The sequence below is a fragment of the Streptomyces sp. NPDC016677 genome (genome assembly GCF_055562815.1).
Map to the genome: position 1 here is coordinate 112,816 of NZ_JBVHEO010000007.1, position 21,328 is coordinate 134,143.

Genomic DNA, 21,328 nt, shown 5'->3' on the forward strand with positions numbered 1-21,328 from the left:
ACCAGTACGGCAGGAGGTAATAATCATGGTCCCGCTTCTTCTCGTACTGTTGCTCGCGCTCATTCTTTTCGGCGCCGGATTCGCTCTGAAGGTGCTCTGGTGGGTCGCCCTGGTCGTCATCGTGCTGTGGCTGCTGGGCTTCCTGGTCCGCGGCACCAGCGCCGGAGGCGGCCGGAGTCGCTGGTACCGGTGGTGAACCGGTACAGACCCTGAACACGGGGTGAGAAACACAGGGTGAGGCCGCTGCCCCGGGAGGTTCACTCCCGGGGCAGCAGCGGTCCCAGCGGCCCGAGGTCCAGATTCAGGTCCTCGGGCCGCAGTCCGTACCGCTCCCGCAGTTCGGTCATGCGGTCGTCGAGCAGCATCAGGGTGAGTCCGATGCGCTCCTCCTGGTCCTCGGTGAGATCGCCCTGGTCGAAGCGGCGCAGCGCCTGCCGCTCCATGAGCTGGCGCAGCAGCTCGACCACGGTCAGCACCAGCTTGATCAGGTCGCGTTCGACGGTGTCGGGCTCGAACTCGATCCTGCCGTGTCGCTCGCTCACGTCAGTCCTCCCAGGGCGAGGGGACGTTGGCGTTGACCGAGCTGATCAGCGCGTTCAGGTCGATGCGGACCAGGTCCACGTCCGCGATGCGCAGCGTGAGGTCCCCGGTGATCACGACCCCGCCGGCCAGCAGCCGGTCGAGCAGGTCGACCAGGGCGATCTCCCTGCGTTCCACGACGGTCATGAACCCTCCCCATCGTTTTCCCCGGCGTTCTCCCCGGCGTTCTCCCCGCCGTTCTCCCCGGCGAACGAATAGGCGGCCCACGGGCCCGTGAGTTCCACCCTGATTCCCGGGGCGTCGTCCTTTGTCCGGTCGACCAGTTCCACGAATTCCTCGGAGAGATCGCGCCGCACCAGATAGGCGGCGTTGAGTACGTTGCGCCCGGCGGCGCCGGAAAGCTGGGGATTCTGGGGCGCGTGCAGACGGGTGTCGTCGGCCCGGTCGGACAGCGTCTCGTGCAGCCGGCCGGCGAACTCCTCCGCCCGCTGCCACAGATCCTCGCTCGCCCGGGTGCGCATGCGCCGCCGGAGCAGGTAGTCGCGCCCCGAGGCGGGCTTGCCGGGCGGCTCCTGGGCCTCGCTCCGCCCGCCGCCCTCGACGTACACCTTGACGCCCCACTCGACCCGGCCGTCCAGCCGTTCGAGCGTGCGCAGGAAGTCCCGTTCGCGTTCCTCCATCATCACGCGGACGCCGCTGTCGTCCCGGAAGACCGTGGCCAGCCGGAGCGGCAGCGGTGTGGTGACGGCGGTGAGCGCGTCGATCACCTGCTGATGGGCGCGGGCGGTCGCCGCCAGCCAGTCCAGGTCCTCCAGGTGGGCCTTGAGGGACTCCTCGGTGAAGTCGGCCTCGGGGACGTGGCTGACGACGGCGACCAGACCGTGGTGGCGCAGCATTCTGGGCGGGTCGCCCGCCACCCCGGTCAGCTGCGACTGGAGGGCCGCGTCGAAGGGGCGGCAGACGGCGTAGACGTACCGCAGTCCGCTCATGGGGCTTCCTCCTCCTCGCGGGCCCGGCCCCGCTCGCCCTGCTCCAGCGGGGTGCGGCCCGACTCCAGCTCGGCCAGCCGTTCGCGCAGTTCCCGGTTCTCCCGGGCGAGTTCCTTGTGCTTGGCGTTCGAGGAGAGCGCCGGGTCGCTCTCCCACCAGTCGATGCCCATTTCCTTGGCCTTGTCGACGGAGGCGACGATGAGCCGCAGTTTGATGGTGAGCAGCTCGATGTCGAGCAGGTTGATCCGGATGTCGCCCGCGATGACGACGCCCTTGTCCAGCACCCGCTCCAGGATGTCGGCGAGATTGGCGCTCTGCCCCTGGCCGAAGGGTTCGGGCATACGGCTGGGTGTCGTCATCTACGGCTCCCGTGCTCGGCGTACTCGTCTTCCTCGCGGTACGCGTCGTCCTGGTCGTCCCGGTCGTCCAGGCCGCCCTTGTCCTCGGCTTCGTACGCGGCGTCCTCGTCGTCCTCGGCGTCCTCCGCGTACTCGTCCTCGTCCTCGGGCTCGGCCTCGGCCTCGGGCTCCTCGTCCTCGTCGTACTCGGCGGCCTCCTCGTCCTCCTCGTCCTCCTCGGCGTACGGTGCCTCTTCCTCAGGTTCCCCGTGTTCCCCTTGGCTCTCCCGCTCCTCCTGTTCCTCCTCCTCGACCGCGTCCTCGTGGCTGCGGACGACCTCGCCGTCGCGGATCTCCCCGCGCCAGCCGTCCTCCGCCTCGCCCTTGAGCGTGATGAAGCGGACGTAGTTCTTCAGGTCGAGCCGCAGGCGGCGGCCCTGGGCCCGCCAGATGTTGCCGGTCTTCTCGAACAGGCCCTGGGGGTAGTACTCGACGACCACCAGGACCCGGGTGAGGTTCTCGGCGAGGCGGTGGAAGGAGACGACGCCCTTCGTGGTGCCCTTGGCGCCCTCGGAGGTCCAGGAGACCCGGTCGTCCGGCACCTGCTCGGTGGTCTTCGCCTTCCAGCCGCGGTTGGACCAGAAGACCTTCAGCTGCCAGTCCGAGGTGGTGTCGTCGGCGCGGCCGGCGCTCTTGACGCCCTTGGCGAAGGTGCTGAAGTCCTGGTACCGGGTCCACTGGTCGTAGGCGGTGCGCAGCGGGACGCCGACGTCGACGTACTCGATGATGACCGTCGGCTTCTTGCCGGCGCCGCCCTTGCGCTTGCCCTTGCCGCCGCCGAGATTCCTGAACGCGCCGGCCACGTTGTCCTTCAGCCGGCCGGCGCCCACCTCCATCGCGGTGCGCACCGGGCTCTTGCCCTCGGCGAGCTTGCGGCCGCCGTCCAGGGCGAGCTTGGCGAAGCCGGGGCTGTTGCCGTCGGCGATGTCGTTCAGCTTGACGGTGGTCTCGCCGAGCTTGCGGCCGACGCCGACCAGCACGCGGGTGGCCTGGGCGGCGAGGTACTGCTGCACCTCGTCCTTGAGCCGGTCGGCGGCCTCGCTGCGGGCCAGGTCGGTCAGCGGGTTGTTCTTCGCCGCACCGCCCGCCTTCGAGGCCGCGGATCCGAGGGTGTCGGTCATCGCTCACCGCCTCCCTTCGGCAGCCGGGCCCGGGTACCGCGGGCGGCGCCCCGGGCCGACTTCGTCGCCGACTGCGTCCGCTTCGCCGCGGACTTCGTGGCCGCGGTCTTCCTGGCCGGGGCCTTCTTCGCCGGGGCCTTCTTCGCGGCGGTCTTCTTGGCGGCGGCCTTCTTCGCCGACGCGGGCGCCTTCTTCGCGGCCTTCGGCGCCGCCTCGTCCGCCTCGTCCGCCTCGTCCGCCTCGTCCGCCTCGTCGGCGTCGTCGGCGTCGTACCCGTCGTCACGCTCGTACCGGCCGTTACGGCCGTTACCGCCGTACTCGTCGTCACCGCCGCGCTCGTCGTCACGGTCGTACTCGTCGTCACGGTCCTCGTCGGTGTCCGTGCCGGGCACGCGGGAGGCGACGCCCGAGAGCTGGTCGCGTACCTGGGAGGTACGGCCGTGCAGCCGGTCGGCAAGCCCATTGATCTGCCGCTCGACCAGCGCGCCCGTGGCCGCCTTGCCGACGCCCCGCATGTCCTGCCGCAGCTGGTCGCCGATCTCCTTGAACTGCGGGTTGTTCTGCAGCTGGGTGGAGACCAGGTCCGCGATGCCGCGCGGGGTGAGGTTCATCCGCTTGCCCGCCACCGCCGTGCCCACGGCGATCGCGACTTTCAGTTTCTTGGTGCGTCCCAGCAGATAGCCGGCCCCTACCGCGAGGCCGAGTCCCACTCGATTCATGGTGTCGTCCCGTCGCCCGTGCCCGCGCTGTGGCGCGAAGCGATCTCCAGCCGGTCCAGGAGTTCGTCCTCCTGCCGGTCGAACTCCTCCTCCGTGATCTCGCCTGCCTCCAACCGCTCCTCCAGGCGGGCCAGTTCGGCTCGTACGGTGGCCGGGTCGTAGTAGATGCGCTCGGCTTCCTGGAGTACCTGTCTGATGGCCCAGGCGCTGCCGCGTGCCGGTGCGAACGGCAGCAGCAGCACCTCGGAGATCAGGCCCATGTCCGTCACCCCGCTCCGGTACCGGCGCCGCCGCCCGCCGCGGTGCCCGCGGGCTCGGCGGGGCCGGGCTCCACGAAGCTGTACGGCGGGAGCGGCCCGTTGATCCGCACCTCCAGGTGCGGCAGCTCCTGGCGGGCACGCTCCACGGCCGCCAGGAAGGTCTCGGCCCGCTCCCGGTCCACCAGGAACGACACGTTGGCCAGCCAGCCCGTGGACTCGGGTCCGACGCTGACCGCGTCGGCCTCCGGCTCCACGACGCGCTGGAGCGCGGCGGCGTCCTCCGCCTCCCGGGCCTGGACCGCCGCGGCGACCATCTCACCGAGCTGGATCTTGCTCTCGTAACTGCCGCCGCCCGCCTTCCGGTTGGCCTCGGCCAGTGCGCGGATCTCCGGGCTCTCGGCCATGACGTGGTGCAGCACGGCCTCTTCCACGTGGTTGGCCTTGATGTTGTACTCGACCCGGTTGTCCAGGGCGCGCAGCCGCTCCTTGTAGTGCTCGGCGCGTTCGGCGAGCACGCCGGTGACCGCCTTGTCGTCGGGGGCGACGCTGCCGAACCGCATGGGCAGCACGCAGCCGGCCGCGCCCGCCTCGGCGAGCACGTTCTGGTGGGCGAGCAGGTCCTTGCGCTTGGGCCGCAGCCCCTCGGGGGCGTCGCTGACGACGGCCGCCAGTTCGCCCTCGGTCAGCACCCGCACCGTGCGCGGCGGATCGCCCACGCCGGCCAGGTCCTCGGGGAGCGAGGGGTGCGCGCTCGCGGTGATGCCGTAGACGTACGTGCTCACTCCTGCTCCTCCTTACGGCGCGAGGACGTCGACCTGCGGGCACGCGGGCGGGACTCGGTCTCGGCCTCGCCGCGGGCCTGCTTGAAGGCGTCCGAGATGGTCTCGGCGGCGCCGGACAGCGCCCCCTTGGACTTGCCGCGCGCGCCGGACTCGGTCATGGTCCCGACCAGGTCGGGCAGGCCCGGGTTCTTGCGCGGACCGGCCTCCAGGTCGAGGCGGTTGCACGCCTCGGCGAAGCGCAGGTAGGTGTCGACGCTGGCGACGACGACCCGGACGTCGATCTTGAGGATCTCGATGCCGACCAGGGACACCCGCACGAATGCGTCGATGACGAGCCCCCTGTCCAGGACGAGTTCGAGCACGTCGTAGAGGCCGCTGCTGCCGCCTCCGCCTCCGGTCTGCTGTGCCGGTACGACAGTCATGCCGGCTGATCCCTCCTCGGATCTCGGGGTCTGTGGCTGTGGATCTGTGGCTGTGGTGCCGATGGGGCCGGTCCGCCCGGCCCGGGTCTAGTGGCCGCCGGACCTGCGTGCGTCGGACCGTCCGCGCTCGTAGCGGCGGACCCGGCGGTATCCGGTGAGCTGCCCGTCGGCGTCGAGTTCCACCTCGTAGCTCGCCATCAGGCTCATCGTGTCGGGGACCCGCTCCAGTTCGAGCACCTCGACCTCCAGGGCCCAGCCCTCCTCCGTCTGCTCGAAGGACGACACGGACTCGGCGGTCATGCCGGTCAGCTCCGCGAGCTGTGCGCGTGCCTCGCGCAGCACCTCCATCGGGCGGGGCCGACGTGACTCACCGGACGTCTGCGACTTCTGAGACTTCTGTGAATCCTGTGAACTCTGTTGCGTGGGTTGCGAATCGGACGTGTTCTTTGTGTTCGACATGGCCACCTCCCCCTCCGTGTGGCCGCAAGAGTGTTCGCCAAACCTGCACGAGCACACCCATCTGCTCATCGCAACCCGGAGCAGGCCGGACGGGTGAGGGCCGGACCGCCAGGTCCACCGGGCCCACCGGGTCCACCGGGTCCACCGGGTCAGCCGCGCAGGGCCGCCAGCCGCCGCCGGGCCGGCCCCAGGGCCCGGCCACGCCGCATGAGGTCGCCCCACGGGTCGGTACGGGCCTGCTCGACCGCGTCCGCGACGGTCCAGCGGCGGGCGTGCAGCGCGGGGTCGTCCAGCTGGTCCCAGCCGAGGGGGGTGGCCACGGGGGCGCCCGGCCTGGCCCGGACCGTGTAGGGGGCGACGGCGGTCTGCGCGTAGGCGTTGCGCTGGACGTCGAGGTAGAGCCGGTCGCCGCGGTCCTTCTTGCGGGCGGCGGTGGTGAGCCGGGTGGGGTGGGCGGCGGCCAGGGTCTCGGCGACGTGGTGGGCGAACTCCCGTACCTCGTCGAAGTCGGGCCGCCCGCGCAGCGGCACGATCACGTGCAGACCCCGGGAACCGGTGGTCATCAGCGCCGACGGCAGCCGCAGTGAGCCGAGCAGCTCGCCCAGCAGCACGGCCGCCTCGCGGACGGTCTCGAAGTCGTCGACGCCCGGATCGAGGTCGAAGACCATGCGGTCGGGGTGGTGCGGGCGGTCGGCGCGGGAGAGCCAGCGGTGCAGGGTGAGGGCCGCCTGGTCGGCCAGGTAGAGGAGGGTGGCGGTGTCGTCGCAGACGGTGTGGCAGACCGTGCCGCCCTCCTTGGGCAGCTCCGCGCGGGTGATCCGGCCGGGGTAGTGCGCGGGCGTGTTCTTCTGCATGAACACCGGGCCGTCGATGCCGTCCGGGTGCCGCTCCAGCATCAGCGGGCGGCCCCGCAGGTGCGGCAGCAGATACGGGGCGACGGCCCGGTAGTAGTCGACCAGGTCGCCCTTGGTGACCTGGTCGGCGGCCTTCTCCGCCGGGAAGAGGACCTTGTCCGGCCGGTGCACCTCGACGGTGCCGCGGCCGGCCCGCACCCTCCGTGCGGCGGCTGGGCTCACGGCACCACCGCCTGCTCCACCAGCAGCCGGCCGGCCGTGGCGATCGACTCGGCGTCGATGCCGGACGCGTGCAGTTGCTCGTCCGGCGCGGCCGAGCCCGGCATCGTACGCACCGCGAGCCGGACCAGCCGGGGCACGGGGCCGCCGTCGGCGAACGCCTCCGCGACCGCGTCGCCGAGACCGCCCTCGGGGTGGTGGTCCTCGACGGTGAGCAGACAGCCGGTCTCCTCGGCGGCCCGGCGCAGGGTGTCCCGGTCCACCGGCTTGACCGAGTACAGGTCGATCACCCGGGCCGCGATGCCCTCCCGGGCCAGGGCGTCGGCGGCGGCCAGCGCCTCGGGCACGGTGACGCCCGCCGCGACGAACGTGAGCCGGTCGTCCGCGCCGGACGAGCGCAGCACCTTGCTGCCGCCGACGGGGAACTCCTCGTCGGGCCCGTAGATCACCTCGCTGCCGCCGCGCGAGGTCCGCAGATAGCGGATGCCCGTGAGGCCGGCCGCCTCGGCGACCAGGCGCGCGGTCTGGTTGGCGTCGCACGGGTACAGCACGGTCGAGCCGTGCACGGCCCGCATCATCGCCAGGTCCTCCAGGCCCATCTGGCTCGGCCCGTCCTGGCCGATGGCGGTGCCCGCGTGGGAACCGTTGAGCACGATCCCGGAGCCGCTGACGGAGGCCATGCGGATGAAGTCGTGGGCGCGGGTGAGGAACGCCGCGAAGGTGGAGGCGTACGGCAGCCTGCCGCGCGCCGCCATGCCGACGGCCGTGGCGACCAGCTGCTGTTCGGCGATGTAGCACTCGAAGTAGCGGTCGGGGTGTTCCTTGGCGAACAGCTCCGCGCGGGTGGAGTCGCCCACCTCGCCGTCCAGGACGACGACGTCACCGCGGGCGGTGCCCAGCGCGGTCAGCGCCTGTCCGAAGGCGTCCCGGGTGGCCGCCTGCTCGCCCTTCTCCCAGCGCGGCAGCTCCAGCGGGCCGGCGCCGTCCGGGTGCGGTGCCTGCGCGGACCTGGCGACGGGCTCCTGCACGTGCACGGTCAGGGAGCGCGGCCCGCCCAGCTCCTCGATGGCCTCGGCGGCGTCCTTGACCGGCTTGCCGTGCAGCCCCTCGCGGTCCTCGGTGGCCGCGACACCCTTGCCCTTGAGGGTGCGGGCGATGATCGCGGTGGGCTGGCCGCGGGTGGAGAGCGCCTCTCCGTAGGCCCGGTCGACGGCGTCCACGTCATGGCCGTCGATCTCGACGGTGTGCCAGTCGAAGGCGCGGAAGCGGCGGGCGTAGGCGTCGAGGTCGTGGCCGTGCCGGGTCGCGCCGCGCTGGCCGAGCCGGTTGACGTCGACGATCACGGTCAGGTTGTCGAGCCGCTCGTACCCGGCGTGCTCGGCCGCCTCCCAGACGGACCCCTCGGCCAGCTCGCTGTCCCCGCACAGCACCCACACGCGGTACCCGGTGCGGTCCAGGCGCGCTCCGGCCAGCGCGATGCCGACGCCGACGGGCAGGCCCTGCCCGAGCGACCCGGTGGCGGTCTCGACCCAGGGCAGCCGTCGCGGCGTGGGGTGTCCCTCCAGCCGGCTGCCCAGCTTGCGGAAGGTGCGCAGTTCCTCGTCGTCGATGACGCCGGCCGCCTTGTAGGCGGAGTAGAGGAGGGGGGAGGCGTGTCCCTTGGAGAGGACGAAGCGGTCGTTGCCCTGGTGGGCGGGGCGCTCGAAGTCGTAGCGCAGGTGGTTGGCCAGCAGTACGGCCATCAGGTCGGCGGCGGACATCGAGGACGTGGGGTGTCCCGAGCCCGCGGCGTCGGCCGCGCGCACGCTGTCGACGCGCAGCTGCTGTCCGAGTTCGACGAGTTCCTCGGTGTTCATACGTCTCCTTCCGCGGGGTCGTCGTCGGCACGTTTGACGGGGCCGGGGGCCACGCCGGGGCCGGGGGGCGGCTGGTCCGGCGGGGGTTCCACAGCGGGCCGGCTCCTCGCGGCCCGGTCTCCCCGGTGGGCCCTGGCGGGTTCGCCGCCGGGCTGCGCCTTGGCCGGTTCCCCGCCGGGCTGTCCCTTGGCGGGCTCTCCGCCCGGCTGTCCCTTGGCCGGCTCGTTGCCCGGCCCGCTCGCCGCACTCACCTTGACTCACCTCACCGATCCGGCTCACCTCGCGGACATGCCCGCCGCCGACCCGCTCGGCGCCCGCGGCACACCCGCGGCACCTCCGCGGCGGCGACGCGTCGGGACTTTCGCGTCCCCCCGGTCAGGCCCCCCAAACGTGCCGAACGTGCGCAAGCGACCCGTACCGCCGGTTTCCGGCCCGGCCTCCGGGTACCCGGCCGACAGCCATCTGTCCCCCTCCCCCGGTCCCCTCCCGCACCCCACCCCGGAGGCCCCCATGCCCGAGTACGGCTATTTCCTCTCCTGTGAGCAGTACGGTCCGGCCGAGCTGATCGAGCAGGCCCGGATGGCCGAGCAGGCCGGTTTCCAGGCGCTGTGGATCTCCGACCACTTCCACCCGTGGAACGACGCGCAGGGCCAGAGCCCCTTCGTGTGGTCGGTGATCGGCGCGCTGGCCGAGGCGGTGTCGCTGCCCGTCGAGACGGCGGTGACCTGTCCGACGGTGCGGATGCACCCGGCGGTGGTGGCGCAGGCCGCGGCGACCAGCGCGGTGCTGACCGGCGGCCGGTTCCGGCTCGGCGTCGGCACCGGCGAGGCGCTCAACGAGCACATCGTCGGCGGCCCGTGGCCGCCCGCGCACGTACGGCTGGAGATGCTGGAGGAGGCGATCCAGGTGATGCGCCAGTTGTTCTCCGGCAAGGAGGTCAACCACCACGGCGCGCACTACACGGTGGAGAACGCCCGGCTCTACACGGTGCCGGACGAGCCCGTCCCCATCGACGTCTCCGGCTTCGGCCCCGCCGCCACCCGGCTCGCCTCCCGCGTCGGCGACGGGTACATCACGATGATGCCCGACGCCTCGATGGTGGAGCAGTACCGCAAGGGCGGCGGCGCCGGGAAGCCGGTCAGCGGCGGGACGAAGGTCTGCTACGACACCGACGCGGACGCGGCCGTGCGGACGGTGCACCGGCTGTGGGCCAACGAGCTGCTGCCCGGCGAGCTGGGCCAGGTACTGCCCTCGCCCAAGCACTTCGAACAGGCGCAGACATTGGTCACCGAGGACATGGTGCGCCGCGGCCGGGTGTGCGGCGACGACGTGGACGCCCACGTCGCCGAGCTGAAGCGGTTCGCCGACGCCGGATTCGACCGGGTCTACGTCAACCAGATCGGCCCCGACCTGCGCGGCTTCTTCGACTTCTACCGCACGAAGGTGCTGCCGCGGCTCTGACGCCGGCGGCCCGTGGTCACGCCCCGCCGTGCGGCCCCTCGGCGCCGCTGTCGCCCCGGCGGGGCGCCCCGGCCCCCGTACCCGGCGTCCCGGGCGCGGTGGGCGGCATCGGCGGGTGGGGCACGCGGGCCCCGCTCGGCGGCGCGGCGGGTGCCGTCCCGCCCAGCGGGCGCCCGCCGACGGCCCCGTGCCCCGCGCCCGTACCCGCCCCGGAGGGCTTCGCGGCGCCGCGCAGCAGGCAGGCGGCGACGGCGAGCAGCGCGGCCGTGATCAGCGCGGCGGCCCAGCCGGGCAGCCCGACGGCGAGCGCCAGGCCCACGGCGAGCGCCACCGCCGCGCCGGCGTAGAGGGCGGCGGCGCCGGACGCCGCGTACAGCGTCGCCGTACGGCGCTGCTTGCGCGTCTGCTCGCGCAGCTCGTCCCGGATGGTCTCGCGGGCCACCTGGGCCAACTCGTCGACCAGGTGCCGGTCCAGGTGCTGCACGTGTGTCAGTCGGTCGTCCATGCCGGCCGGGTACCCGCGACCCGGTGGTCCATGGGCGGCCCGCCCCCGTCGCCAACTAGGCTTTTCCGCATGGACATTCTGGGAACCACACTGCGCGTCTACGTCGACGATCTGGACAAGGTGATCCCCTTCTACGAGGGTCTCGCCGGCGGCCGGGCCATGCGCTTCGAACGTGGCGGCGTCCACGTGGCGGCGGTCGGCTGTTTCTTGTTGATGAGCGGGCCGGAGTCCCAGCTGGAAGTGTTGCGCAAGGTGGCCGCGACGATCGCCGTGACCGACGTGGAGGAGACGGCCCAGGTCGTGACCGGCCTCGGCGGCGAGGTCGTCGCCGGTCCGCTCCCGACGCCCGCGGGCCGCAATCTGATCGCCCGTCACCCGGACGGTTCGGTGTACGAGTACGCCGACCGGAAGGCGTGACGGCGGCCCGCGTCAGATCCCGGGGCCGGCCGTGATCGCCCACCGCTGGTGATCACGTGCCAGGCCCCGTCGACGTACAGCGTCTCCGGCGAGAAGCCCTCCAGGCGGAAGCCGCAGGCGCGGGCCAGGGCGATGGAGGCGGCGTGGGCGAAGGCGCCGTAGCCGAGCGTTCCGCTGAGGAACCCGCTCTCGACAATGTTGTTGATGTCGACGAACCCCGCGATCGACCCGGCGATCGACCCGGCGATCGACCCGGCGATCGACCCGGCGATCGACCCGGCGATCGACCCGGCGGTCGACCCGGCGGTCGCCCCTCCGGCCGCCCCGTCGGCCACCCTTTCCGTCGTCGCGGCCTTCTCCCAGACCAGGAACCCGGCCTTGGCCGGGTCCTCGATCAGCCGGCCCGCGTACCGGGCGTACGCCTCGGCGGTGTCCGGCGGGAAGAGCCAGGGGTGGTGCGGGTCCTTGCTCTCCCGGGTCCGGGCGGTGAACTCGGCTTCGTCGTCGAGGGTGAAGCGGCGTATGCCCACCCGGGGGCCCTCGGCGAGGTGGCGGGACGGCGTGTCGTGCGGCCTCCCGCCGGCGTACGCGGGCCTCAGCGCAGCGCCGGTTCGTCCAGGGTGAGCGTGCCCGCGTCCGCGTCCAGCTCGGCGCCGACCCCGAACGGCACGGTCAGCGCCGCCACGCAGTGCCCGAACCCGAACTCCTCGGCGACGGGCACACCGAGGCCGCCGAGCCGGTCCAGGAGCAGCGCCCGGACCCGGTCGGGCGGCCCGCACCCCACCCAGGAGCCGAGCAGGACGCCCCGTACCCCCTCCAGCCAGCCGGCCCGCAGGAGTTGGGTCAGGCAGCGGTCGAGGCGGTACGGCTCCTCCGCCACGTCCTCCAGACAGAGCAGTCCGCCGCGCGCGCCGGGCCGGGCGCCCGGGGTGCCCAGCCCGGCGGCGAGCAGGGACAGACAGCCGCCGAGGGTGACGCCCCGGGCCCGGCCGGAAACCAGCGGCGTGCCGCCGGAGGCGATCGCGCGGACCGTCTCCGGAGCGAACAGGGTGGCCTTCAGGTGTTCCTGGGCCCGCGCGTTCTTCAGGAAGTCGACGCCCGCCGCCATCGGGCCGTGCAGCGTGACCAGGCCGAGCCGGACGGCGAACGCCTCGTGCAGCGCGGTGATGTCGCTGAAGCCGACGAGGACCTTAGGGCCCGTGGCGCGCATCGCGTCCCAGTCGAGCAGGTCGACGAGGCGCTGGGCGCCGTAGCCGCCGCGGGCGCACAGCACCGCGTCGACGGCCGGGTCGCACCAGGCAGCCTGGAGGTCGGCGGCCCGGTCGGCGTCGTCGCCGGCCAGGTAGTCCAAGGTGCCGTGCCGGTCCAGGACGTGCGGGGCGACGACCGGGTCGAGGTCCCAGCCGCGCAGTACGTCGAGGCCGGCCTGGAGGCGTTCCTCGGGGACCGGTCCGCTGGGCGCGACGACGGCCACCCGGGCGCCGGGGGCGAGCCGCGCGGGCCGGGTCAGGCCGTTCACCCGGTCAGCTCCAGGGTGGGGATGCCGGGCGGGTTGAGCCCGAACACCTGGGCGTACAGGGAGAGTTCCGCCTCCAGGGCGCGCACCAGGGTCTCCGCCTTGCGGAAGCCGTGCCCCTCGCCCTCGAAGGTGAGGTAGGCGTGCGGCACCCGGCGCCCCGCCATCCTGGCCAGGAACCGTTCGCACTGCGCGGGCGGGCAGATCACGTCGTCCAGGCCTTGGAGCAGCAGGAACGGCGCGGTGATCCGGTCGGCGTGCTCGGCGGGCGAGCGTTCGGCGTACCGGGCGGGCACCTCGTCGTACGGGCCGACCAGGGACTCCAGGTACCGGGACTCGAAGTCGTGGGTCTCCCCGGTGCCCCAGCCGGTCAGGTCGAGGACGGGGTAGAGGATGGTGCCGCAGGCGTAGACGTCGGTGGTGGCGAGCGAGGCGGCGCTGGTCCAGCCGCCCGCGCTGCCGCCGCGCACGGCGAGCCGGTCCCGGTCGGCGGTGCCCTCGTCGGCGAGGGCGAGGGCGACGGCCGCGCAGTCCTCGACGTCGACCACGCCCCACTGCTCGCGCAGCCGCTCGCGGTACTCCCGGCCGTATCCGGTGGAGCCGCCGTAGTCGACCTCGGCGACGCCGATGCCCCGGGAGGTGAAGTAGGCGATCTCCAGGTCGAGGACGAGCGCGGAGCGGCTGGTGGGCCCGCCGTGTGCCCGCACGACGTACGGGGGCAGTTCGTCGGCGGGCGCGACGCAGCCGGGGTGGTGGGGCGGGTAGACGTGCGCGTGCACCTCGCGGCCGTCGGGTCCGGTGAAGGTGCGGATCTGCGGCTCGGGGTAGTGGGCGGGGTCCACGACGTCGACGTGCGCGGCGCCGATCACCCGGGCCCGGCCGGTACGGACGTCCAGTTCGACCACCTCGGGGCCGCTGCGCGGGCTGGCGCCGACCGCCACGACCCGCTCGCCGTACGCGGCGACCCCGGCGGCGAACTCGGTCCAGGGGCCGGCCGCGTCGACGACCTCGCCGGTCTCGGGGTCCAGGACGCCGAGGGCGGTGGCGCCCCGGCCGTGCACGACCGCGATCAGGCCGCTGTCCAGCGGGGCGAACCAGCGCGGGCCCAGCTGCCACAGCGGCCCGCCGAACTCCTCCTCGCGGGGGCACAGCGGCCGTCCGTCGCGGTACAGGTTCCACCAGCCGGTGCGGTCGGAGGCGTACAGCAGGGCACCGTCGCGGTCCCAGTCGGCCTGCGCGATCGACTCGTCGGGGCCGCCGGCGACGGTCCGGGCCGGGCCGAAGGTGCCGTCGGCGGCGACCTCGGCGACCAGCAGTTCGGTGCCGTCCCAGGGCATCCGGGGGTGGTCCCAGGCGAGCCAGGCCGCGCGCCGCCCGTCCGGGGAGAGCCGGGGGCCGGTGACGAACCGGTGCCGTCCGTCGCTCAGTTCGCGCACCGCGGCGCGGTCCTCGGCGGCCGAGCCGTCCAGCGGTACGGCGGCCAGGACGCGGCGCACGTCGCAGGAACCCTCGCCGGTGAACTCCTCAAGGACGCACCACACCTCGCCGCGCTCCGGCATGGGCCGCGGTTCCGCCCAGCGCAGGCCGCCGCCGACCGCCGAGACGGGGGTGAGCGGGCGGGGCTCGCCGCCCGGCCGCCACCGGTACAGCCGCTGGTCGGCGAAGTTCACGAAGACGACCAGCGGACCGTCCCCGTCCGGCGCCGCCGCCCAGGGCCGGCCGCCGTACTCGATGACACGGCTGCGCACGTTCCACGGGGCGGGCAGCAGGTCCTCCTCACCGCCGTCCGCGCGCCGCCGCACCAGGCTCCGCCGCCCGCCCTCCGCGGGCCGGGGCTCGGTCCACCACACCTCCTCGCCGACGAAGCCCACGTCGTCGGGGCGCCCGCCGTGCGCGGCGGCGAGCGCCGCGTCGATGGGCGAGGGCCACGATCCGTACGCCAGGGTCCGCACTGTCTCCCCCATCTCGTTCAGGCCGTCCGCAGGAACCGGTCGAGTACCCGTACCCCGAAGCGCAGGGCGTCCACGGGGACCCGCTCGTCCACGCCGTGGAAGAGGGCCTGGTAGTCGTAGCCCTCGGGCAGCCGCAGCGGGGTGAAGCCGTAGCCCGTGATGCCCAGCCGCGAGAACTGCTTGGCGTCGGTGCCGCCCGACATGCAGTACGGCACCACGTGCCCCTCGGGCGCGAACTCCTCGACGGCGGCGCGCATCCGGGCGTACGTCGGTGAGTCGACCGGTGACTGGAGGGCGACCTCGTGGTGGGCGAACTCCCAGTCCACGTCGGGTCCGGTGAGCCGGTCCAGGGTGGCCCGGAACTCGTCCTCGAAGCCGGGCAGATACCGTCCGTCGACGTACGCGACGGCCTCGCCGGGGACGACGTTGAGCTTGTAACCGGCGTCCAGCATGGTCGGGTTGGCGCTGTTGCGGACGGTGGCCTCGACGAGCCCCGCGGCCGGGCCGAGCTTCTCCAGCAGGGCGTCCACATCGGTCAGGTCGCTGTCGATGCCGTACAGCGCGGCGAGTTCGACGAGGGCGGCGCGCACGGTCGGGGTCGGGCGCAGCGGCCACTCGTGCTCGCCGATGCGGGTGACGGCCGCCGCGAGCCGGGTGACCGCGTTCTCCCGGTTGACCTTGGAGCCGTGTCCGGCCCGGCCGCGGGCGGTCAGCCTCAGCCAGCCGGTGCCGCGCTCGCCTGCCGCGATCGGGTAGATCTGGCGGCCGGCGCCGTCGTGGAAGGTGAACGCCCCGGACTCGCTGACGCCCTCGGTGCAGCCCTCGAACAGTTCGGGATGGTGGTCGGCGAGGAAACCGGAGCCGTCGACGGCGCTGGCCTCCTCGTCGGCGGTGAACGCGATCACCACGTCCCGCCGGGGCCGTACCCCCTGCCGGGCCCAGCCCCGCACGACGGCCAGGATCATCGCGTCCATGTTCTTCATGTCGACCGCGCCGCGCCCCCAGACGACGCCGTCGCGGACCTCCCCGGAGAACGGGTGCACGCTCCAGTCGGCGGCCTGGGCCGGGACCACGTCCAGGTGACCGTGGAGCAGCAGCGCGTCGGCCGACGGGTCGCTGCCCTCGACCCGGGCCACGACGTTGGTACGGCCCTCGGTGCGCTCCAGCAGGACGGGGTCGAGCCCCGCCTCGGCGAGCCGGGCGGCGGCGTACTCGGCGGCGGGGCGCTCCCGGCAGTCGCCGCCGCCCCGGTTGGTGGTGTCGATCCGGATCAGGTCGGAGGTGAAGCGGACGACCTCGTCGAGGGCCTGCTGGTCAGCCATAGGTCTCCTCCACGGCGGCCGAGGCGATCGTGGTGACCGCCTTGAAGGTCCTGATGCCCTCGTACATGGTGCCGGTGGTGTACGCCACCTTCCGCTCGCCGATCCGCTCGACGCCCGGTACGACGGTCGAGGCCGCCGCCAGGTGCTCGGCGTCGAACTCGACGGCGACGGTGAACGGCCCGCCGGCGACCGGCTCGTACCGCACCGCCAGCGTGGCCGCCTCCTTGGCCGCCGCCCGGATCTCGGCGGCGGTCCGGGCCGGCGTCCGGCACACCGCCGCGTACCGCGACACATGGTCCTTGACCGCGACCTTCAGCGCCTCGGGCGCGTACCCGAGGGCGTCCTCGCAGGCCACGTCATCGCCCGTGACCAGCACCACCGGCACGCCGTACTCGGCGACGACCTGCGCGTTGAGCAGCCCCTCGCTCGCCCGTACGTCGTTCAGCCAGACGCCGGTGATCTGGTTGGCGAGGTAGGTGTGGGCGAGCACGCCCTCCTGGCCCGCGCCCGCGTGGTAGCCGACGAAGGCGATGCCGTCCACGTCGCCGTGCTGCACGCCCTCCACCATCGACAGCGCCTTGTGCCGTCCGGTGAGCAGCTGCGCCCGCTCGTCCAGTTCCTCCAGGAGCAGGTTGCGCATGGTCCAGTGGGCCTCGTTGACGAGGACCTCGTCGGCGCCGCCGTCGTAGAACCCCCGTACGGCGGCGTCGACGTCCGAGGTGAACATCGACCGGCACCGCTCCCACTGCGGCGTGCCCGGCAGCACGTCGGCGGGCCAGGTCACCCCGGTGGCGCCCTCCATGTCGGCGCTGATCAGGATCTTCATGCGGACGACGCTACAGGCCGCCGAACAGGCCTGCCAGGGACCACACTCCGGCAGCGGGCCCGCAGCCCGTCGTCCCCGCCGGCCTCCGGACGACCCGTTCGTGGCCCGCCGGCCCGGCGGGGCCGGTCAGACCGTGGCCGGCAGCGCGTTGTCCAGGAGGATCTCCGCCGCCGCCCGCGCGTGCCGGCCGTAGTTCGGGTCATCCAGCACCATGGCGCGGCTGGCGGCGCCGTCCGCGAGGGTGACGAGCTGCTCGGCGAGGTCGGCGGGTTCCCGGCAGCCCAGTTCCGCCACCAGCTCGGTCACCAGCCGCACCATCAGCAGTTTCCGTTCGCGGGCGTAGGAGTGCACCGCGTTCCGCGGGTCGGGGAACTCCACGGCGGCGTCGATGAACGGGCAACCGCGCACGGGATCCGTGCCCGTCGGGGGCGGGTCGAACAGCGCGAGGACGCGCTCCCTGGCGGGGACGTCCTCGCGTACCAGCGCCCCCTCCAGGGTGCGCCCCGCCGAGGCGAGGTCCTTGAGGTGGGCGAGGACGAGCTCGTCCTTGGTCCGGAAGTGCGCGTAGAGGGTGCGCTTGGACACCGGCGCCCGCTCCGCGATCTGCTCCATGCCGGTCGCGTTGATCCCCTGGACCGCGAACAGTCCGGCCGCGGCGGCCAGGATGCGCTCCCTGCCTCCGCGCCCTTGCCGTCGAGACGTGGTCGTCACCGTGGTCATGACGTAAGTATACGCCCTCGTTTACTTCAGGCGAGTGACTGGCTATAGTGCATCCCCAGGTAAACGCTCTCGTTTACTTAAGCGATCCTGAGGAGAGTTCCATGAGCGGGCCGGCCTTCACCCGGACACACACGAGCCGGACACCCACCGGCGGGGCACAGACGGGCGGGACACAGACGGGCGGGACACAGACGGGCGGGACGCCGACGTGGGAGTACGGCGAGCGGCTGATCCGCGGGCGCCGCGCGATCCGCGCGTTCCGCCCCGACCCGGTGCCCCAGGACACTCTGCGCGCGATCTTCACCCTGGCCGGTGCCGCGCCGTCCAACTCCAACGCGCAGCCGTGGCGGGTCGAGGTCGTCGGCGGCGCGCGCCGGGACCGTCTCGCCGACGCCCTGCGAACGGCCCACGCCGAGCGACGCGTCACGGCCGACTACCCGTACTCCGAGGACATGTACGCCCCCGTCCACCAAGAACGGCGGGCCGCCTTCGGCGCCGGCCTGTACGGAGCGCTGGGCATCGGCCCCGAGGACCACCCGGCCCGCGCGGCCTACGACGCGGAGAGCCTGGGGTTCTACGGGGCGCCCCATGCCGCCTTCCTGTTCGTCACCGGCGACGGCGGGCCGCGACTGGCCGCCGACGCCGGTGCCTACCTGCAGACGCTGCTGCTGGCCATGACCGCCTACGGCGTGGCCAGTTGCCCGCAGGGCCTGCTCAGCTTCTACGCCGACACCGTCCGCGACCAGCTCGGTGTGGACGAGGGGAAGCTGCTCGTGGGCATCTCCTTCGGCTACGCCGACCAGAACGCGCCGGTGAACCGGGTCACGACCGGCCGGGCGGCTCTGGAGGCAACCACCACGTTCCACGACTAGACCCTGTCGCGGCCGACCCGCTGCCCGTACAGCGCCGTTCCGCCGGGCTGCCGGGCCGGACGGCGGACCGGACAGCGGACCGGACAGCGGACCGGACAGCGGAGCATCGCCTTCCGGCGGGTCACTTCTGGGCGACGTCGGTGCAGTGGACGTCCTTGTGCGGCAGGCGGCCGGTGGCCAGGAAGGCGACGGTGGCCTTGTCGGCGCAGGCGGAGCCCTCGCCGTAGACGTAGTGCCCGCCGTTGTCGACGCCGACGAACGCGGAGCCGCCGCCGAGGGTCTTGTGCAGCCCGACGCCGCCTTCCCACGGGGTGGCGTTGTCCCGGCGGTTCTGCAGGACGAGGGTGTTGCGCGGGCCGCCCTTCACGATCTTGGCAGGCGCCTCGGCCGGCTTGTCCCAGTAGGCGCACGCCCAGATGTTGGCGGGCATGCCCGCGGTGAGCGGCCACTTCTCGCGGTCGGCGGCGGTGCGGGCGGCGTAGCCGGCCACGTCGCGCGGCCATTCGGCGTCGCCGCAGGTGAGGGCCATGAACATGGTGGCCTGGTTGTCCGCGGGAACGCCCGGGGACGCCGGCGCGGCGGCGGACGCCTGCTGGAGGACCGCGATGTCGGCGGCCGTGGTGCTGCCGTGGGCCAGGTTGTCGGCTGCCTTCCAGAACTGGGTGAGCACGGGAAGGGTGTCGTTGTTCAGCAGCAGGGCGTAGGTCGTGTTCCGCAGCAGCGCCCCGTCCAGCGACACCGTTGTGCCGGGGATCGCTGCGGGCGTGCGGTCCAGCCGGTCGGCGAGGGTGAGGTAGGTGCGGGTCACCTGCGCGACGTTCGTGCCCAGTCCGAGGGTGCCGGCCTGCGCCGCGGCGACGCGGGCGGCGTCGGGGAACCGGTCGGCCATGCCCTTGCCCCAGGTGTCCGCCACCTGGCCGGCCCATACCTTGGTGGGGTCGACGTTGCCCTCCAGGACCATCCGGTCGGTGCGGTCCCGGAAGAGCGAGCGGTAGACGGCGCCGAGGTAGGTGCCGTAGGACTGGCCCCAGTAGGAGATCTTCTTCTCACCGAGCGCCTGGCGGATGCGGTCCATGTCGCGGGCGGTGTTGGCGGTGTTGTAGTACCGCAGACCCTTGCCCACCGCGTCGGCGCACTGCTTGGCGTCGGCTTCGGCGAGGGCCACGTTCCCGGTGATCGAGCCGTCCGCGGCAGGATAGGGGAAGAGCCCGGACACGCTGGGGTCCTCCAGACCGCAACTCTGCGGGGTGCTGTGTGCGACGCCGCGCGGGTCGAAACCGATCAGGTCGTAGCGGTCCAGCACGGACTTCGGCAGTGTGGACGCCATGGTCCCGGGCATGTCGAGACCGCCCAGGGCCGGCCCGCCGGGGTTCAGCAGCAGAACGCCGCGTCGCTTCCCGGGCTGTGCGGTGGACAGCCCGGAGACCGCCACGTCGATCTTCTCGCCGCCCGGGTTCTCGTAGTCGAGCGGCACCTCCAACGTCCCGCAGGTCAGGTGGGAATCACGGGGCTGCCCCTCGGCCGGGGCCGGGCACTCGCCCCAGGTGATCGCGGCGTCGCCCGCGGTCTCGCCGACGCTCTCGCCGGAGGCCTTGGCCACTCGCAGGCCCTCGGCGTCGGCACCGCACGCGACCAGTGCGGCTCCCGCCAGTGTGGAAGCCAGCAGAGTTGCGGCGATTCGGTGGCCTCTGGGGAGACCGTGCTGCGCGGAACTGCGTACCGTGGTCATGGCGTCGTCCTTGGCTACTGGGCTGATCGGCCTTGTCGGGCCGCTGTGTTGACGACTCGACTCAACAAGAGACCACCGGAGGCGCGCGTCCCCCCGGAGAGGACAGACAGGTAGCTCTCCCGGGGGACCCCGGGCCGAACCCGCGAACGGAGCGGCCGCCGCGGGGCGCCGGGACCACCGCCCGCACGCGGTCGCGGGGAACCGGTGCCGACCGGCGAGACCGGACATCCGGCCCCCCGGCCTCACCCGGTCTCACGGTCTCCCCGGCCTCACCCGGCGTGGATACGGTCCACGAGCATGTCGATCACCAGCGGAGTGCGCGGCCCGAAGCCGAGCAGCACGCCGTCCTCCAGTGTGACGACCCGGCGGTCCGCGCCCGCCGGGGTCTGGGCGATGCCCGGGATCTCGGCCAGGCCGTCCAGCCCGCCCACCGACTCCAGCCCCTTGTCCATCATCAGGATGACGTCGGGCCGGGCCGCGACGAGGGCCTCGCTGGTGAGCGGGGTGAAGGGCTTGTCGAGGCCGGTCTCGACGCCCGCGTCGACCGCGCCCGCCGCCTCGATCAGGGAGTCGGCGCCCGACCCCTTGCCGCCCATCAGATAGACGGCGGCGCTGCCGCGCATGTACAGGAAGGCCACCTTGGGGCGGCTGCCGTCGGGGACGGCGGCACGGGCGGCCGCCAGTTCCCCGTCGGTACGGGCGTTGAGGGCTTCGCCGGCCGCCGGGACGCCGAGCGCCTCGGCGACCCGGGTGGTGCGGGTGGCGACGCCGTCCAGGTCGGTCACGGGGTCGAGGACGACGACCGGGACCCCGGCGTCGCGGATCTGGTCGATCGCCTCCTGCGGCCCGGTGTCGGTGTCGGCCAGCACCACGGTCGGCCGCAGCGACAGCACGCTCTCGGCGCTGACGTCGTGCGCCTTGGTGACCAGCGGGAGCTTCTTCGCCTCGGCGAAGGTCGCGGTGATGTCGCGGCCCACGACGCGGTCACCGAGCCCCAGCGTGAACACGGTCTCGGCGACACCGCCGTTGAGCGGCAGGACGCTCGAGGCATCGGTGACGGTGACCTTCCGGCCGTCGGACGACGTGACGGTGACCGGCAGCTTCGGGGCGGGGGCCGGGCCCGCCAGCGGTGTCAGGGTGTTCTCCGCCAGTCGCCGCTCGGCCGCGGCGGCCCGCTCGCCCGCGGACGCGGGCGCCTTCGCCCCGGACGACACCTCCGACGCGCCTCCGCAACCGGTCACCGCGAGCGCGAGGGCGAGAACGACGGGGGCCAGCCCCCGGCGCCATGACGACGAACGGCCTCTTCCACACATGCGCATCGCTCGCCCTTTCGGTTCTCCGGAGCCACACAGTTGAGACTTAGCTTAGGTTAGGTTTACCTTATTCATC

The 21,328-nt window shown here is 73.2% G+C and carries 26 protein-coding genes; 4 read left to right on the top strand and 22 right to left on the bottom strand.

The annotated features are described in order from the left end of the window. The first annotated feature begins 25 nt into the window (after positions 1-25). Complete coding sequence (locus ACZ3IG_RS20685; RefSeq protein ID WP_215168429.1) at positions 26-196, top strand: hydrophobic protein; 171 nt, start codon at positions 26-28, stop codon at positions 194-196. A gap of 61 nt (positions 197-257) precedes the next feature. Here the strand turns inward: ACZ3IG_RS20685 and ACZ3IG_RS20690 are convergent, their stop codons facing one another. The 13 genes from ACZ3IG_RS20690 to ACZ3IG_RS20750 all read right to left on the bottom strand — a co-directional run bounded on the left by ACZ3IG_RS20690 (position 258) and on the right by ACZ3IG_RS20750 (position 8,870). Then, positions 258-542: a gas vesicle protein K gene (locus ACZ3IG_RS20690; protein ID WP_215168428.1), complete on the bottom strand. Its 285-nt coding sequence runs from the start codon at positions 540-542 to the stop codon at positions 258-260. 1 nt (position 543) lies between these two features. Continuing rightward, positions 544-726 (bottom strand): gas vesicle protein, encoded by a 183-nt coding sequence (locus ACZ3IG_RS20695; protein WP_215168427.1) that lies wholly within the window; start codon positions 724-726, stop codon positions 544-546. After that, complete coding sequence (locus ACZ3IG_RS20700; protein ID WP_467433832.1) at positions 723-1,529, bottom strand: GvpL/GvpF family gas vesicle protein; 807 nt, start codon at positions 1,527-1,529, stop codon at positions 723-725. The genes ACZ3IG_RS20695 and ACZ3IG_RS20700 overlap by 4 nt, the downstream gene beginning before the upstream one ends. Further along, entirely contained in the window at positions 1,526-1,888 is a 363-nt protein-coding gene (locus ACZ3IG_RS20705) for a gas vesicle protein (RefSeq protein WP_403545954.1), read from the bottom strand. The genes ACZ3IG_RS20700 and ACZ3IG_RS20705 overlap by 4 nt, the downstream gene beginning before the upstream one ends. Beyond that, positions 1,885-3,048, bottom strand: a complete 1,164-nt coding sequence (locus ACZ3IG_RS20710) for an SRPBCC family protein (RefSeq protein ID WP_467433834.1) — start codon at positions 3,046-3,048, stop codon at positions 1,885-1,887. Before ACZ3IG_RS20710 ends, ACZ3IG_RS20705 begins: the two co-directional genes overlap by 4 nt. Next, on the bottom strand, positions 3,045-3,767 hold the full coding sequence (locus ACZ3IG_RS20715; RefSeq protein WP_467433835.1) for a DNA primase: 723 nt from the start codon (positions 3,765-3,767) through the stop codon (positions 3,045-3,047). The genes ACZ3IG_RS20710 and ACZ3IG_RS20715 overlap by 4 nt, the downstream gene beginning before the upstream one ends. Next, positions 3,764-4,027: a gas vesicle protein GvpG gene (locus tag ACZ3IG_RS20720; RefSeq protein WP_467433837.1), complete on the bottom strand. Its 264-nt coding sequence runs from the start codon at positions 4,025-4,027 to the stop codon at positions 3,764-3,766. The genes ACZ3IG_RS20715 and ACZ3IG_RS20720 overlap by 4 nt, the downstream gene beginning before the upstream one ends. Positions 4,028-4,032: 5 nt before the next feature. Then, positions 4,033-4,809 (bottom strand): GvpL/GvpF family gas vesicle protein, encoded by a 777-nt coding sequence (locus tag ACZ3IG_RS20725; protein ID WP_467433838.1) that lies wholly within the window; start codon positions 4,807-4,809, stop codon positions 4,033-4,035. Further along, positions 4,806-5,231, bottom strand: coding sequence for a gas vesicle structural protein GvpA (locus ACZ3IG_RS20730; protein ID WP_403545945.1), 426 nt, complete (start codon positions 5,229-5,231; stop codon positions 4,806-4,808). The genes ACZ3IG_RS20725 and ACZ3IG_RS20730 overlap by 4 nt, the downstream gene beginning before the upstream one ends. An 87-nt stretch (positions 5,232-5,318) precedes the next feature. After that, positions 5,319-5,690: a gas vesicle protein GvpO gene (locus tag ACZ3IG_RS20735; RefSeq protein WP_467433839.1), complete on the bottom strand. Its 372-nt coding sequence runs from the start codon at positions 5,688-5,690 to the stop codon at positions 5,319-5,321. Positions 5,691-5,839: 149 nt separating this feature from the next. Further along, positions 5,840-6,766 (bottom strand): non-homologous end-joining DNA ligase, encoded by a 927-nt coding sequence (gene ligD / locus ACZ3IG_RS20740; protein WP_467433840.1) that lies wholly within the window; start codon positions 6,764-6,766, stop codon positions 5,840-5,842. Then, complete coding sequence (locus ACZ3IG_RS20745; protein ID WP_467433841.1) at positions 6,763-8,619, bottom strand: transketolase; 1,857 nt, start codon at positions 8,617-8,619, stop codon at positions 6,763-6,765. Before ACZ3IG_RS20745 ends, ligD begins: the two co-directional genes overlap by 4 nt. Next, on the bottom strand, positions 8,616-8,870 hold the full coding sequence (locus tag ACZ3IG_RS20750) for a hypothetical protein (protein WP_467433842.1): 255 nt from the start codon (positions 8,868-8,870) through the stop codon (positions 8,616-8,618). Before ACZ3IG_RS20750 ends, ACZ3IG_RS20745 begins: the two co-directional genes overlap by 4 nt. 259 nt (positions 8,871-9,129) lie before the next feature. Here ACZ3IG_RS20750 and ACZ3IG_RS20755 point away from each other — a divergent pair, with 259 nt between their 5' ends. Beyond that, on the top strand, positions 9,130-10,080 hold the full coding sequence (locus ACZ3IG_RS20755; RefSeq protein WP_467434068.1) for an LLM class F420-dependent oxidoreductase: 951 nt from the start codon (positions 9,130-9,132) through the stop codon (positions 10,078-10,080). A gap of 16 nt (positions 10,081-10,096) precedes the next feature. Here the strand turns inward: ACZ3IG_RS20755 and ACZ3IG_RS20760 are convergent, their stop codons facing one another. Further along, complete coding sequence (locus ACZ3IG_RS20760) at positions 10,097-10,585, bottom strand: phage holin family protein (RefSeq protein ID WP_467433844.1); 489 nt, start codon at positions 10,583-10,585, stop codon at positions 10,097-10,099. A 69-nt stretch (positions 10,586-10,654) separates the two neighbouring features. Between ACZ3IG_RS20760 and ACZ3IG_RS20765 the strand changes: the two genes are divergently transcribed. Beyond that, positions 10,655-11,002 carry a VOC family protein gene (locus ACZ3IG_RS20765; RefSeq protein ID WP_437083342.1) on the top strand — a complete coding sequence of 116 codons (348 nt, stop codon included), beginning with the start codon at positions 10,655-10,657 and terminating at the stop codon, positions 11,000-11,002. On the opposite strand, the gene ACZ3IG_RS20770 is transcribed toward ACZ3IG_RS20765, so the two are convergent. The 6 genes from ACZ3IG_RS20770 to ACZ3IG_RS20795 all read right to left on the bottom strand — a co-directional run bounded on the left by ACZ3IG_RS20770 (position 10,957) and on the right by ACZ3IG_RS20795 (position 17,338). Further along, positions 10,957-11,532 carry a GNAT family N-acetyltransferase gene (locus tag ACZ3IG_RS20770; protein ID WP_467433845.1) on the bottom strand — a complete coding sequence of 192 codons (576 nt, stop codon included), beginning with the start codon at positions 11,530-11,532 and terminating at the stop codon, positions 10,957-10,959. The two genes, ACZ3IG_RS20765 and ACZ3IG_RS20770, sit on opposite strands and share 46 nt — an antisense overlap. Positions 11,533-11,597: 65 nt before the next feature. Next, entirely contained in the window at positions 11,598-12,521 is a 924-nt protein-coding gene (locus ACZ3IG_RS20775) for a S66 peptidase family protein (RefSeq protein ID WP_467433847.1), read from the bottom strand. Beyond that, the gene (locus ACZ3IG_RS20780; RefSeq protein WP_467433848.1) at positions 12,518-14,482 is read right to left on the bottom strand and encodes a prolyl oligopeptidase family serine peptidase; all 1,965 of its coding nucleotides are present in this window, start codon (positions 14,480-14,482) and stop codon (positions 12,518-12,520) included. The genes ACZ3IG_RS20775 and ACZ3IG_RS20780 overlap by 4 nt, the downstream gene beginning before the upstream one ends. Before the next feature lie 5 nt (positions 14,483-14,487). After that, positions 14,488-15,792: a M20/M25/M40 family metallo-hydrolase gene (locus ACZ3IG_RS20785; RefSeq protein ID WP_467433849.1), complete on the bottom strand. Its 1,305-nt coding sequence runs from the start codon at positions 15,790-15,792 to the stop codon at positions 14,488-14,490. Further along, positions 15,785-16,618 (bottom strand): M55 family metallopeptidase, encoded by an 834-nt coding sequence (locus tag ACZ3IG_RS20790; RefSeq protein WP_467433850.1) that lies wholly within the window; start codon positions 16,616-16,618, stop codon positions 15,785-15,787. The genes ACZ3IG_RS20785 and ACZ3IG_RS20790 overlap by 8 nt, the downstream gene beginning before the upstream one ends. A 126-nt stretch (positions 16,619-16,744) precedes the next feature. Continuing rightward, complete coding sequence (locus ACZ3IG_RS20795) at positions 16,745-17,338, bottom strand: TetR/AcrR family transcriptional regulator (RefSeq protein ID WP_467433851.1); 594 nt, start codon at positions 17,336-17,338, stop codon at positions 16,745-16,747. Between the two features lie 101 nt (positions 17,339-17,439). Here ACZ3IG_RS20795 and ACZ3IG_RS20800 point away from each other — a divergent pair, with 101 nt between their 5' ends. Continuing rightward, positions 17,440-18,210, top strand: a complete 771-nt coding sequence (locus ACZ3IG_RS20800; RefSeq protein ID WP_467433852.1) for a nitroreductase — start codon at positions 17,440-17,442, stop codon at positions 18,208-18,210. A gap of 121 nt (positions 18,211-18,331) precedes the next feature. Here ACZ3IG_RS20800 and ACZ3IG_RS20805 read toward each other — a convergent pair whose 3' ends face one another. Continuing rightward, positions 18,332-19,939, bottom strand: a complete 1,608-nt coding sequence (locus ACZ3IG_RS20805; RefSeq protein WP_467433854.1) for an alpha/beta hydrolase — start codon at positions 19,937-19,939, stop codon at positions 18,332-18,334. A gap of 269 nt (positions 19,940-20,208) precedes the next feature. Further along, complete coding sequence (locus ACZ3IG_RS20810) at positions 20,209-21,258, bottom strand: heme/hemin ABC transporter substrate-binding protein (RefSeq protein ID WP_467433855.1); 1,050 nt, start codon at positions 21,256-21,258, stop codon at positions 20,209-20,211. Positions 21,259-21,328: the final 70 nt, after the last annotated feature.